Source organism: Pseudoclavibacter sp. VKM Ac-2867 (assembly GCF_015351275.1).
Taxonomy (GTDB): Bacteria; Actinomycetota; Actinomycetes; order Actinomycetales; family Microbacteriaceae; genus Pseudoclavibacter.
The window spans coordinates 1-12,470 of sequence record NZ_JADKSL010000015.1; the positions used below are offsets into that span (position 1 = coordinate 1).

The following is a 12,470-nucleotide window of genomic DNA, read 5'->3' on the forward strand; positions in this document are numbered from 1 at the left end:
CGGGGTGACCGGCGGCGTTCCTGTCTCTGCGTAGTGGTCCGAGCCGGCAGCGCTGCTACGCCGGCCTCGGGGCCCTAGGAGCGGGTCTCGGGGCCTTCACCCTGGAGCTTCGCAGGTGCCTCCTGCTGTGCCTTGAGAAGGTCGCGGATCTCCTCGAGCACGTCCTTCTCGGTGACAGCGGCCTCGACGGCGGGCTTCGGCTTGCCGTGGATGAGGCGGTAGCTCATGTCGTTGAGCTTGTTGATCGGCAGGATGATCGCGAAGTACACGACCGCTGCGATCAGGACGAACTGGATGATCGCGGCGATGACCGCGCCGAAGCCGATGGGCACCGTGCCGATCGTGACCGTGGCGGCCGCGATGTCGTCAGCCGCGAACAGCTTGGCGATGATCGGGTTGAAGATGCCGTCGACGATGGCGTTGACGATGCTCGTGAACGCTGCACCGATGATGACGGCGACGGCAAGCTCGATGACATTGCCACGCATGATGAATTCGCGGAATCCCTTCACGGGGTCCCCCTTTCGTTCTGTGCTGGAGTGCTGAGTCGTGTCAGTTCAGGACGCGGCGGGGGAGCTGCTGCCGCTCGAGGCGGCGGCGGGTGCCGGTTCCTTCTTGGCCGCGGCGGGCTTCGCCTCCGCGGAAGTCGAGGCGGAGGAAGAGCTCGAGCTCTTCTTCGCGCTGGCTGCGGAATCGGTCCGGTAGAAGCCGGATCCCTTGAAGGAGACGCCGACGGCACCGAAGACCTTGCGCAGCTTGCCTCCGCACTTGTCGCAGACGGTGAGGCTCGCGTCAGCGAACCCCTGCTGGATATCGAAGGCGTTGTCACATTCGGTGCAACGGTATGAGTAGGTAGGCATAATCTCGCTTTCGGGACCAGAACAGCATAATCGCGCGAGAGAGCCGGCGGGGGAATGCTTCAGAAACGTTGGATTCCCGATGGGGTGACGACCCCATCCACGCGCTCGTCGTGCACTTCGCGGGGGACCGCCTCGAGGACCTCGTCGTCGTAGACGACCGCGTAGACGGGCGGTCGCCCGGCCATGGAGCCGAGCGTGCGGTCGAAGTAGCCGCGACCCCAGCCCATCCGGTAGCCGTCCCGGTCGACGGACGCGGCGGGGATGATGAGCAGGTCGGCGTCGCCCAGGGCGATCGGGCCGAGGAGGTCGCCCGTTGCCTCGGGGAACCCGAGCTCGTGCGGGCGCTCAGACTGCCCGTCGGAGACGACCCAGTCGAGGAGTCCGTCCTCCCGCGTGACGGGGAGCAGCACGGTGATGTCAGCTGTACCGGCCCAGGCGAGGAAAGGCCGTGTGCTCGGTTCGAATTCGCCCGACAGGTAGCAGGAGATGCGTTTCGCGCCGTGCTCGGCGACCAGCTGCTGCAGGTGGAGGGAGATCTGTTCCCCGTGCTCCGCCAGGAGCAGCTCCCCGTGATTGCGGCGGCGCTGTCTGGTGTCGGCGCGGAGGGCTCGCTTCTCGGTCTTCGCATCGGTCGACATGGGAACGAGCCTAGCGAAGCGCCCCGTCGCGGGTTGGGGAGAGCTTGGGCGAGAACCCGCAGCCCGTGCCGCAGTGACGCGCCACGTACAGCTGCGTTTCGCGATGGCATTCGGTGGCCATACGATACGGCCTATGTCCTCGCGCATCACTAAGGCCGTTATTCCAGCTGCGGGCCTCGGGACGAGGTTCCTTCCCGCGACGAAAGCCATTCCGAAGGAGATGCTCCCGGTCGTCGACCGCCCTGCCATTCAGTACGTGGTCGAGGAAGCCGTCGAGGCGGGCCTCTCGGACGTGCTCATGATCACCGGGCGCAACAAGACGACGCTCGAGAACCACTTCGATCGCGTCGCCGAGATCGAAGCGCTGCTCGAGGCCCGTGGAGAGACCGAGAAGCTCGATCGCGTCCGCGCGGCGACGAACCTCGCCGATGTCCACTATCTGCGCCAGGGCGATCCGCTCGGTCTGGGGCACGCGGTCCTGCGGGCCCACCAGCACGTCGGCGACGAGGCCTTCGCCGTGCTCCTCGGCGACGACATCATGGCGGGTGGTGGCTCGCTGCTCTCGCGCATGATCGAGGTGCACGAGGCGACGGGCGCAAGCGTCGTCGCGCTCCAGGAAGTCGACCCGGCCATGATCTCCTCGTACGGTGTCGCCGCCTACGATGCGTCGTCGAGTGTCGAAGACGGCGTTCCCGGGGCGGGGCCGGACACGATCCAGATCACCGGGCTCGTCGAGAAGCCCGCGCTCGAGGATGCTCCGTCGAACTACGCGGTCATCGGCCGCTACCTGCTGCGGCCCGAGGTCTTCGGGGTACTCGAGCAGACCAAGCCGGGTGCCGGGGGAGAGATCCAGCTCACCGACGCGCTGCAGGTGCTCGCCGCGAACCGCGAGGAGCTGGGAGGGGTCGTCGGCGTGGTCTACCGTGAACGCCGCTTCGACACCGGCAACAAGCTCGACTACATCAAGGCGATCGTCGAGCTCGCTGTCGACGACCCGAAGCTCGGACCCGCGCTCGGCCCGTGGCTGAAGCAGTTCGCCGCCTCGATCGCCGAGTAGACTCCGCTTTCTATGAGCGCATCCGTCCCCACGCTGACGCACGGCCCGGTGTCGCTGCGTCCCATCAGGGTCCGGGATGCGCGTGAGCTGGAATCCGTGCTCCTCGCGAACCGCGAGTGGCTGCAGCCGTGGGAGGCGACGAGCCCCGGCGGTGGTGGCCGCTGGGATGTTCGGGGTGGCATCCGCTCGCTCCTGTCCCAGGCGTCGGCGCACACTGCGCTGCCGTTCGTGATCACCTACGAGGGCAGATTCGCCGGACAGCTCACCGTTTCCGGTATCAGCTACGGCGCACTCTCGTCCGCGACGCTCGGCTACTGGGTTGCACGTGAGTTCGCCGGCAAGGGGCTCGCGACGATCGCCACGGCGATGGCCACCGATCACTGCCTGCAGGGCCTCGGCCTGCATCGCATGGAGGTGTGCATCCGACCGGAGAACGCCAAGTCCCTGCGGGTCGTCGAGAAGCTCGGCTTCAGGTACGAGGGCCTGCGTCGTCGTTACATTCATATCGATGGCGACTGGCGCGACCATTTCTGCTTCGGCGTCGTCCGCGAGGAAGTCCCGCACGGCGTGCTGCGGCGCTGGCGGGAGGGCCTCGCTGATGAGCGCGAGGCGCAGGTGCCCCAGGCCGACTGGGCGCGGACCGCGCAGCCCCTCGTCTGAGTCGTCACCCCGCTTCGAGCGTCGATATTCACCCGCTTCGCCGGTTGTCGCAAGAAGTTCGGCAATCCCGAATCAGACACTCCGCACCAATCGGGGTTGGCGGCTCGGTCCGCGCTTAATGTTGACGCCATGCAGTTCGGCAGCAGTCTCGTCCTCGCCCTGGCGGTGACGCTCTGGCTTGCCTATTTCGTGCCGACGTGGGTGCGCCGTCGCAACTACCTCGCAACCGAGGAGAACGCGATCCGGATGCAGCAGGCGCTCCACTCGCTCGCGAACACGAGCGAGCTCGGTCAGGCGCGTGTGCGTGCCGACGGTCGCAGCGTGGTCGAGCAGGAGCGACGCATCAAGCGCGCGAAGGCTGAGGCGGAGCGCGCCGAACGCGAGCGGGACGAAGCCGCGCGGCGTGCTCTTCCGACGGTCGCCGTCCCACGCTCCGTCGAGGACCGTCAGCGGGCCGCCCGCGCGACTCGACGCGGCCGCCTCGTCACTTCCCTGCTCACGCTCGCCGGCCTCATCGCGGTCGGCGTCGGGATCGCACTGGGCTCGAGCATCGGCGTCTGGTGGGTGCTCGTCGCCGGAGTCGTGACCGTGCTCGCCGGGGTCGCCGGTCTCCAGCGCCTTGCACGCATCGCGAACGCGCAGCGCCTCGCGGTGCGCGCGGCGGGCGGCAGTCAGCGGGCGCCGCGCGCCGAGCGTCGCCCCGACTCGACGATCGACTTCTCCGTGAGCGACGCCCCCACCGTCGAGATCCAGCCGATTGCGGTTGCTGACGCCGCGGAGCCACTCGCGAGCTGGGTTCCGGTTCCCGTGCCGAAGCCGCTCTACCTCGAGCGCCAGCCGGTCGAGGAGCTGACTGCCGTCGAGAATTCGGCGGATGCTTCCGGCCGTCCCGGCCCGGATGGTCCCGGCGGCGGTGTCGAGGTCGAGAAGATCAACCACCTCGAGCTGCTTCGCGAGGCGGCTCGTCGCTCCGAGCAGAAGATCAGGGATGCACACGCGCAGCCGGGCATCGCGACGTTCTCGACGCGCGCATCTGCTGCGACGCAGGGCATGCCGCTTGCGCAGACCGCTGCAACCCGGGCGGGCCTCGCGCAGTCGTCGCCCGCGCTGAGCGAGGTCGTCCTGAACCCGATCGTCGTCGCCCCCGTCGAGAAGCGGCCGAGCCGCTGGGCGAGCATGGGGGTCATCGAGGAGATCGAGCCCGGGATGGGCGACCTCGATGCAGCACTGCGCCGTCGCCGTGTCGGCTAGTTGCCGCCGGGCCTCGCGCGCCATCCACTAGTGTGGTCGGATCATGGCTTCACCAGTAGACGGCGACCCCTTCGCGCTGACCGACAACGCATCGATCGATGTGCCGAACGGTACCTTCGCGGCGGGTGACGAGATGCTTGACCGCACTGGCGCGACGAATGCGCGCCTGGTGCTCGGTGGTCCCTTCGCGCGGTTCCGTGCGGCGCCTTCCGCTGCTCGCGTGAGCTGGTTCGTCGCTGCGGTCGCGCTTCTCGTCGTGGTCGTCGTCATTCCCGTCGCGATCGGCTCGTTCGCCGCTGTCCGCAAGGAGTCGCTCGCCGCCTCCACCGATGCGCCCGCCCAGCCTGCCGTTGTCGTGCTGAGCGCCGAGACGCTCGCGGTCAGCGCGCAGGTCGACGCCATCGAGCCCGCCTATGTCATGTCGAACGGCCTCGTCACGGACGAGTCGAAGACGACGATGGGTGACATGCTGACGACGGCTCGTGACCAGATCAACGTGAACGATGCCGCGGGTGCTGCCTCGACGATGGAGTCGGCCGTGCCGTACTTCGTGTCGGAGTACTCGCAGCGCGTCGCGACGGCTGCCGAGACGGAGGTCGAAGAGTACGTCCAGTCTGAGTACGAGACCGACGAGCGCCTGGCCGAGCTGATCGCGGTCGTGCGGGCGAATGCGCAAGGGCAGGACCTCACCGCTCTTGTGTCTGCCGTCATCGAGATCCCGCAGGTTGTCGGTGACGCGCGAGCCGAGCATTTTGGGAACCGCAGGACGTACGTTCCACCGGCCCCCACGACCGCTGCCCCCGCCCCGACGAGCTCCGCGGCGACGCAGCCGCCCGCAACGGAAGCGCCTCAGCTGACTCAGGCACCAGCGCCGTCGCAGACGTCCGCTCCTGAGCCGTCCAAGGATCCGAAGCCTGAGCCGGAGCCAACAGGTGGGCCCAACTTCACGTCGGCTCCGAACGGCGACTAGCTGAGGCGACCTGGTCTCGCTTCCCGGAGCAGCTCAGGCGGTGAGCGCTCGTGCGCGGTAGTGACCGGGCGTGACGTCGAGGACGCGCCGGAAGGCGTCGATGAAGGTGCTGGTCTGCGCGTAGCCGAGCGAGCGCGCCACGAGGGCGACGCTCGATCCGTTCGAGAGCTGCTCGAGCGCTGACTGCACGCGGACCATCTGGCGCCAGCTGTGGAAGGAGACGCCCGTCTCGTTCTGGAAGATGCGCGCCAGGGTCTTGCTGCTGACATCGAGGGAGGAAGCCCACTCCTCGAGTGACGTGCGGTTGCCGGGCTCTGCCCTGAGCGCATCCGCGATCGGGCCGATGCGGCGGTCGCGGGGCATGCGGACCCGCAGGTCGTGGCTGGCCGGGTCCAGGTTGTCGAACAGGACTCGTTCGATGTTGCGACGCTGCACCTGCGAGATGCCCTCGGCCGCGAGCCGCTCGAGGAGCTCGTGGAGCAGGGGTGTGACGGTGACTCCGTACGCTTCGCGGGGTCGGAGGAACGATTCGCGCTCTGAGAAGAATGTTGCCTGGAATTCACAGCTTGCCGTTGCCCGGCTCGTGTGCACTGTGCCCGCTGGGACCCAGACGGCGAAATGTGGAGGCACCACCCACGCGCTTCGTTCGACGACGACCTTCAGGACTCCGCGTTGCACAGAGAGCAGCTGACTGACGGGGTGGGAGTGGGGCTCCCACTCGAGTGGCCTCCCGCCTTTCTGCACTGGCGAGCTCCTGGCTGCGGGGAGCAGTGAAGGGGGAGGTGAGATATCTGGTTTGAGCACAAGGGTGCGAGAGTCAGGTTGCCATGTGGGCAGCGGTCCGGCGGTGTGCATATTTCGACATGCTACACAAGCTCGGACCGTTCCAACAAGCTTCCATGCGTCGTCAAGAAGCTCACGAGCATTCTGCAGCCTTCAGAATCCTGGTTAGCCGCGGTGGGGGGTAGTGACTGGTCGGGGGTGGTGTGAGTGGTCGCCCGTGTGGCGCCTGCGAGATTGGCGGTGTCGGGCCCCTGGTGGTAGTGTTTCCGTTCGTCAGGGCCTATGGCGCAGTTGGTAGCGCGCCTCGTTCGCATCGAGGAGGTCAGGAGTTCGAATCTCCTTAGGTCCACCAAGACACAAGAAGCCCGCCGGTCTCCGGCGGGCTTCTTTGTTTGCCCGCACGGTACCTGCGGGTTGTGGGCGGGGGCCCGACCTCGCTCCCTCGCGGGGCGACGGTCAGGGCCGGCCGGATGGGCTCAGGCGGTCTCGCGATACCGCTTGGCGGACGCGACCAGGTCCCGAAGCTCCGCCTCGGACGCCTTCGCTCCGTAGCCGGGGGTGTCGCGCTGGATGCGCCAGCCCTCCGCGAGCGGGGTGAGCGCGACGGTGTCGAATCCGAACTGGTCGTAGAGACCGCGCGCGAACTCCAGCGCCTCGTCACTGTCGCTCGCCGCGACGAGCGCGCGACGCGAGTCGGAACCCGCTGGGCGAGCGTCGGCGGTGATGTCGGCCGCAGCGATGTGGTTGAAGGCCTTGACGACGCGGGACCCAGGCAGGTGCGCCTGGAGGAGCTCGGCAGTTGTGGTCGACTCATCGTCGAGCTCGGCGATGCTGCCGTCGCGCTGCGGGTAGTAGTTGTTGGTGTCGAGCACGATCTTGCCGGCAAGGGCGTCGACGGGGATGCTCTGGTACGCATGCAGCGGCACGGTCACGACCGCGACGTCGGCGGCCTCCGCGACGTCGAGCGCCGTCGCCGCACGGGCATTCGGCCCCAGCTCCGCGACGAGGCCGGCGAGCGTCTCCGGTCCGCGCGAGTTGCCGATGACCACGTCGTAGCCCGCCTCGATCGCCTTGCGTGCGACCTGGCTGCCGATGTTCCCTGCTCCGATGATTCCAAGAGTTGTCATGCTCGAGACAACTCGCGGACGAAGGCGGCTCTTCCGAGATGACACCGGGTGACGGCATGTGACGCCGGTAGAATCTCGACGACACGGAGGAGCTGACATGGCCGGGCATCGCATCTACGGAACCGCGTTCGCGGACGTCTACCCCCACTACGTGGCGAAGGCGGAGCGCAAAGGACGCACGAAGGCCGAGGTCGACGAGATCATCCGCTGGCTCACCGGCTACAGCGAAGAGCAGCTCGGCGGCACCATCGAGACGCGCGTCGACTTCGAGACCTTCTTCCGCGATGCGCCGCTCATGCAGCCGAAGCGCTCGCTCATCACCGGGGTCGTCTGCGGCATCCGTGTCGAGGAGATCGAGGAGCCCCTCATGCAGGAGATCCGCTACCTCGACAAGCTCGTCGACGAGCTGGCCAAGGGCAAGGCGATGGAGAAGATCCTCCGCGCCTGAGGCCCAGCCTGTCGGCGGAGTGCGGCGCGGGGCTCTCTGCCGGTAGCGTGAGGGTGTGAGCGCCCCGAACCCCGCAGGCAACCCGGCCACTTCCTCTCTCGGTCGCCGGCGGATCGGGGGCGGCGCGGGCTCTCGGCGCGGCGGACGCATCTCCGGGCTGGACCTTGCGAGGTTCCTCGCGCTCATCGGCATGATGGCGACGCACGTCTGGGTCACGAACGCCGACGGCTCGACGCCAGCGCTCGCCGCGTTCCTCGGCGGGAAGGCCGCAGCCCTGTTCGCCGTCCTCGCCGGCATCGGGGTCGTGCTGACGACGCAGCGGCAGCGCGAGCGCCGAGCATTCGGCGCCGCGGCCCTCAACGTCTTCGGGCGCGGCCTCGCCCTCATGCTGATCGGCATGACGCTCGGTCTCGTCCCCACACCGATCGCCGTGATCCTCGTCTACTACGGGCTCGTCTTCTGGCTCCTCGTCCCACTGCTGCGGCTCTCGAACCTCTCCCTGCTCATGGTCGCGACCGCCTGGGCCGGCCTCTGGCCCTTTCTCTCCATGCTGCTGCGGGCCCCGCTCAACGTGGGCTCTGAGCTCGGAACGCCGAACTGGTTCGACCTGGCGCATCCGCTCGAGCTGCTCCGGGGACTCTTCGTGACGGGCACCTATCCCGTGCTCACCTGGGTGGTCTACGCGATCGTGGGCATGGTGGTCGGGCGGATGCTGCTGGCGGCCCGAGAACGCGGCACGATCCTGCAGCTGAGCCTCGGACTCACGGCAGTCGGCGCTCTCCTCGCACTGGTCGGAGTCGGCATCAGCATGCTGCTGGCGGGCCCCTTCGGCGGCCTCAACTCGATCGGCGCCTCGACTGGCACGGGGGCGCAGGCCTCCGAGCTCTTCTACTCAGCGGCGTTCGGCACCACGCCGACGGAGAGCAGCTGGTTCCTCGCCTCACCCGCACCGCACTCGGGAACGACGTTCGATCTCGCCATCACAGCCGGCACCTCGCTCATCGCGATCGGCCTGTGCCTGGCCGTCTGCCTCCGACTCGGCGACACGGCCATCCGTGCGATCGGACCCGCGCTGGGTGCAGGTGCGACGCCGCTCACCATCTACTCGCTGCATGTGATCGTCGCGGGTGTGACCTACACGACCCTCGTCAGCGGAGGGTGGCTCGCGGAGGCCCCCGAGCTGTTCTGGCTCGTCTCGAGCGCCCCGATCTGGCTGATCCACGTGGCTGGGGCCCTGGCTGTCGGTGCGGTCTTCTTCTGGTGGCAGCGGCGCGGCCCGCTGGAGGCGGCCGTGACCTGGACTGGCCAGCGGTTCGCGGCCCTCGCGGCGCCCCGCGCCTCGCAGACGGTGGAATGATCCAGCGCCGCCGGGCCCGCCAGCCTTGTCTGCGCTGCCTCGCCTTCCCGCTCGTGCAGCAGTGACTGCGGCGAGCCGGGTGCTCGCGCTGTGCTTGGATTGCAGCATGCTCAGCAAGAACCATGACATCGCGGTCGGGGAGTGACCTCCCGGGTCGACCGGCGCGCGCGCATCGCTGTCGCGGCCATGTTCCTCACCAACGGGGCGCTCTTCGCGAATCTGCTGCCACGCTATCCGGGGCTGAAGGCCGAGCTCGCGCTGAGCAACGTCGAGTTCGGGCTCGTCGTCGCCGCCTACCCGAGCGGGGCCCTTCTCGCGGGGCTGGCGGCCGCGGCGCTCATCCGCCGCTTCTGGTCGTCGCGTCTCGCCGTGGCCGGGACGGCCATCACGAGCCTCGCGCTGTTCGCCGCGAGCTTCGCCCCCAACGGGCTGCTGCTGGCGGCCGCCTTCGCGTTCGGTGGGGCAGCGGATGCGCTCACTGACGTGGCGCAGAACTCGCACGGGCTGCGGGTGCAGCGTCGCTTCGGGCGCTCCATCATCAACGGCTTCCACGCGATCTGGTCGATCGGGGCCGTACTCGGCGGCCTCATGGGGGCTGCCGCGGTGGCACTCCAGGTGCCGCTCCCGCTGCACCTCGGCCTCAGCGGCGCCGTGTTCACGCTCGTCGCGATCCTTGCGTACCGGTGGATGATCCCCGGCCCGGAGCACGACGACGTCGAGGTCACGACGGCGGGGATCAGGGTCGTCAAGGCCGGGACTTCCGCTCGCGGAGGGTCGGCGAAGTACCTGGTGCTGCTCGCGCTCGTGCTGCTCACCGTGGCCGGGTCGGTCGTCGAGGACTCGGGCAGCACCTGGGCGGCGCTGTACCTGTCCGGTTCGCTCGAGGCCCCTCAAGCGCTCGCCGCCTTCGGCTTCATCGCGCTCGTCGGCGCGCAGTTCGTGGGGCGGATGCTCGGGGATCGGCTCGTCGATCGTTTCGGGGAGCGTCGGGTCGCGCAGGCGGGTGGCCTCGTGACAGCGCTCGGCATGGGCGTCGCGCTGCTCTTCCCGAGCGTCGGGGGGACGATCGCGGGCTTCGCCGCCGCTGGTCTCGGAATCGCCACGCTGGTGCCCGCGGCCCTGCACGCGGCAGATGAGCTGCCCGGATTCAAGCCGGGCACGGCCATCACCCTGGTCTCGTGGCTCATGCGCCTCGGCTTCCTCGCCGCACCGCCCCTCGTCGGGCTGCTTGCCGACGCGACGTCGCTCCGCGTCGGGCTTATCGTGGTTCCGATCGCCGGAATCGTGGCGTTCCTGTGCGCAGGCGTCCTCGCCGGGCGCACGCGCCGATCAGACTCGACCTCCTAGGGGCAGGTATGCAGCAATCCATGGACCAGGTGTTCGAGATCGTCGCGGTCGTCGTCGAGGTGCTCGGCGCGTCGGCCATCGTCATCGGGATCGTCATCGCGGTGGTGCTCGCCGTCTTGGCGCTCGTGCGCGGGAAGGGCGGCAAGGTCGCCCTCGCGACGCTCCGCACCTCGCTCGGAGCTGGCATCCTGCTCGGGCTGGAGGTGCTCGTGGCCGCCGACCTCGTCCGCACGATCACGTCGAAGCCCTCGCTTGAGGATGCCCTCATCCTGGGACTCATCGTCGTGATCCGAACGGTGCTGAGCATGTCCATCCAGATCGAGATCGAGGGTGTGCTGCCGTGGCGTCGTGCCCTCACCACCAGCGGCGCGCAGCTGCTCGCCGACCAGGTCAGAGCGGCAGGCCGTCCCGAGTCTGCAGGTGCGACCGGGGCCGCCGAGGAACGCACCGTCGTGTGACGTGCCCGGGTCGAGAGACGAGCGTGGCCCGCACCCTGAACGGGGCGGGCCACGGCTCGTCGTGTGCTCGAACGTCAGACGTCGAGGACCGCACGCAGCATGTGGGCGACGCGCGTTCGGTTGCTCGGCGTGTCCTGCCAGGCGAGCACTCGCCCGAGAGAGTCCACGACGTGGAAACCGGCGTGCGCGACGCAGCGCGCCTCTGAGGCGGAGAACTGCGGCTTCACGGCACGCAGGAGTCCTGCCCATTCTTCGACGTGGTCGCGCTGGAGAGCGATGAGGCGCTCCCGCTCCTCGTCGCCAAGATTCGTCGACTCGGCGATGTAGACCTGCAGCAGCCGGTGGTGGGCGAGCTGGGCTTCCACGTAGGCGTCGATCAGGCCATCGAGCGCGTCTTCGTGGCTGTCGACGGCGGCGAAGACCTCGCGGGTCACCTGGCCGAGGTACTCGGCCGCACGAGAGCAGGCAGCGGCGAGGATTCCGCTCTTGCTCTCGAAGTGCCGATACACGCCGGATGCGGTGATGCCGACGGCGCCGCCGATCTCCTCGATGCTCACGAGGTTGTATCCGCGGGCGAAGAAGAGCTCGATGGACCGGGCGACGATCTGCTCACGCTTCGCCGTGGAGGGGATTCCGGTGGCTGCGGGAGCGACGTACGACTCGACTTCGGGCAGCTCCGCGTCGAAGGCACGCTGGGCGGCCCCCCGGAGGTAGTCGGCTGCGGCAGACGAGATGCTCGTGCGGTGCATCGAGACGCTCGCGAGCACGGCGAAGGCGGCGCGGCTCTGCAAGGCGGCGTCTTCGCTGCGCAGGTTCGGGCGCAGCTCCTTGAGCACCGTCGAGAAGCGGCCGTAGACCTTGGCGAGGCGCTGGTCGACGGACGCGCGGTCGGCGGGCTCGAGGTAGCGGGACTCCCAGCGGATGATCTCTCCGGTGCCTCGGCACTTGATGAGACTCTCGAGCGTTGCGCCGATGAGCGCCGCTGACTGCTCGGCCGGGGGAGCGCTGGTGACCGCTGCGCTCTCGGCGGCATCGTCAGTAGCCGTCTCGACCGCGTCGACGATGCCGAATGCCGTGTGCTTGAAGAGGTCGTACTTGTTCGCGAAGTGACGGTAGAGGGCTGGGGCCGAGATGCCGACCGACGCTGCCACGTCGCTCATGCTCACCTGGTGGTAGCCGCGCAGGGCGAATGCCTGGGTGGCGGCGGACTCGATGCGCTGCTTGCGGTCCTTGGGGCGGACGACTGGGGTATGAGGCCACGTGGGGGGAGTGGTCATGGAGGGAGTGTTGCTCCGTTCGAGGTCTGGTGCTGGTAGTGAACGAGGTATTCGCGGCCGGGGGTCCGCGCCTCGCCCCAGAAGGATACCTTCCTCCCTGCCGGTTGACCCTGGAACACACCTGATCTTCGGCTCGCAGGGCAGGACTCCCCGTGAACGACGAATGCTGCCCCAAGGCGGCTCGTGACGGGACTCGGTCGCGCAGTCGCGAGCGCCGCGAACCGCAAGCGCAGACGG

14 protein-coding genes and 1 tRNA gene are annotated in these 12,470 nt (G+C 68.6%); 9 read left to right on the forward strand and 6 right to left on the reverse strand.

Going from position 1 to position 12,470, the window contains the following annotated elements; all coding sequences use genetic code 11:
• Window positions 1-74: 74 nt before the first annotated feature.
• The 3 genes from mscL to ITJ67_RS14120 are packed head-to-tail and all read right to left on the reverse strand — an operon-like array spanning window position 75 to window position 1,498.
• On the reverse strand, window positions 75-512 hold the full coding sequence (gene mscL / locus ITJ67_RS14110) for a large conductance mechanosensitive channel protein MscL (protein WP_160073377.1): 438 nt from the start codon (window positions 510-512) through the stop codon (window positions 75-77).
• A 45-nt stretch (window positions 513-557) separates the two neighbouring features.
• The gene (locus ITJ67_RS14115; RefSeq protein WP_160073375.1) at window positions 558-860 is read right to left on the reverse strand and encodes an FmdB family zinc ribbon protein; all 303 of its coding nucleotides are present in this window, start codon (window positions 858-860) and stop codon (window positions 558-560) included.
• A 59-nt stretch (window positions 861-919) separates the two neighbouring features.
• Entirely contained in the window at window positions 920-1,498 is a 579-nt protein-coding gene (locus tag ITJ67_RS14120; RefSeq protein WP_160073373.1) for a 5-formyltetrahydrofolate cyclo-ligase, read from the reverse strand.
• Between the two features lie 133 nt (window positions 1,499-1,631).
• Between ITJ67_RS14120 and ITJ67_RS14125 the strand changes: the two genes are divergently transcribed.
• The 4 genes from ITJ67_RS14125 to ITJ67_RS14140 all read left to right on the forward strand — a co-directional run bounded on the left by ITJ67_RS14125 (window position 1,632) and on the right by ITJ67_RS14140 (window position 5,436).
• Window positions 1,632-2,555 (forward strand): UTP--glucose-1-phosphate uridylyltransferase, encoded by a 924-nt coding sequence (locus tag ITJ67_RS14125; protein WP_160073371.1) that lies wholly within the window; start codon window positions 1,632-1,634, stop codon window positions 2,553-2,555.
• A 12-nt stretch (window positions 2,556-2,567) separates the two neighbouring features.
• The gene (locus ITJ67_RS14130) at window positions 2,568-3,215 is read left to right on the forward strand and encodes a GNAT family N-acetyltransferase (protein WP_160073369.1); all 648 of its coding nucleotides are present in this window, start codon (window positions 2,568-2,570) and stop codon (window positions 3,213-3,215) included.
• Between the two features lie 129 nt (window positions 3,216-3,344).
• Complete coding sequence (locus tag ITJ67_RS14135; RefSeq protein WP_160073367.1) at window positions 3,345-4,466, forward strand: hypothetical protein; 1,122 nt, start codon at window positions 3,345-3,347, stop codon at window positions 4,464-4,466.
• A 43-nt stretch (window positions 4,467-4,509) separates the two neighbouring features.
• The gene (locus ITJ67_RS14140; protein WP_194678063.1) at window positions 4,510-5,436 is read left to right on the forward strand and encodes a hypothetical protein; all 927 of its coding nucleotides are present in this window, start codon (window positions 4,510-4,512) and stop codon (window positions 5,434-5,436) included.
• A gap of 33 nt (window positions 5,437-5,469) precedes the next feature.
• Here ITJ67_RS14140 and ITJ67_RS20295 read toward each other — a convergent pair whose 3' ends face one another.
• Complete coding sequence (locus ITJ67_RS20295) at window positions 5,470-6,114, reverse strand: helix-turn-helix transcriptional regulator (RefSeq protein WP_194678064.1); 645 nt, start codon at window positions 6,112-6,114, stop codon at window positions 5,470-5,472.
• A gap of 381 nt (window positions 6,115-6,495) precedes the next feature.
• Between ITJ67_RS20295 and ITJ67_RS14150 the strand changes: the two genes are divergently transcribed.
• Window positions 6,496-6,571: transfer RNA gene (locus tag ITJ67_RS14150), tRNA-Ala, on the forward strand.
• Window positions 6,572-6,695: 124 nt separating this feature from the next.
• Here ITJ67_RS14150 and ITJ67_RS14155 read toward each other — a convergent pair.
• Window positions 6,696-7,346 (reverse strand): NADPH-dependent F420 reductase, encoded by a 651-nt coding sequence (locus ITJ67_RS14155; protein WP_194678065.1) that lies wholly within the window; start codon window positions 7,344-7,346, stop codon window positions 6,696-6,698.
• 97 nt (window positions 7,347-7,443) lie between these two features.
• On the opposite strand from ITJ67_RS14155, the gene ITJ67_RS14160 reads away from it, so the two are divergent.
• The 4 genes from ITJ67_RS14160 to ITJ67_RS14175 all read left to right on the forward strand — a co-directional run bounded on the left by ITJ67_RS14160 (window position 7,444) and on the right by ITJ67_RS14175 (window position 10,956).
• Window positions 7,444-7,794 (forward strand): DUF2200 domain-containing protein, encoded by a 351-nt coding sequence (locus tag ITJ67_RS14160; RefSeq protein ID WP_160073359.1) that lies wholly within the window; start codon window positions 7,444-7,446, stop codon window positions 7,792-7,794.
• A gap of 55 nt (window positions 7,795-7,849) precedes the next feature.
• On the forward strand, window positions 7,850-9,151 hold the full coding sequence (locus ITJ67_RS14165) for a heparan-alpha-glucosaminide N-acetyltransferase domain-containing protein (protein WP_160073357.1): 1,302 nt from the start codon (window positions 7,850-7,852) through the stop codon (window positions 9,149-9,151).
• Between the two features lie 141 nt (window positions 9,152-9,292).
• On the forward strand, window positions 9,293-10,498 hold the full coding sequence (locus ITJ67_RS14170; protein WP_323741468.1) for an MFS transporter: 1,206 nt from the start codon (window positions 9,293-9,295) through the stop codon (window positions 10,496-10,498).
• An 8-nt stretch (window positions 10,499-10,506) separates the two neighbouring features.
• The gene (locus ITJ67_RS14175) at window positions 10,507-10,956 is read left to right on the forward strand and encodes a DUF1622 domain-containing protein (protein ID WP_194678066.1); all 450 of its coding nucleotides are present in this window, start codon (window positions 10,507-10,509) and stop codon (window positions 10,954-10,956) included.
• A gap of 74 nt (window positions 10,957-11,030) precedes the next feature.
• On the opposite strand, the gene ITJ67_RS14180 is transcribed toward ITJ67_RS14175, so the two are convergent.
• Window positions 11,031-12,233 (reverse strand): TetR/AcrR family transcriptional regulator, encoded by a 1,203-nt coding sequence (locus tag ITJ67_RS14180; protein WP_194678067.1) that lies wholly within the window; start codon window positions 12,231-12,233, stop codon window positions 11,031-11,033.
• Window positions 12,234-12,470: the final 237 nt, after the last annotated feature.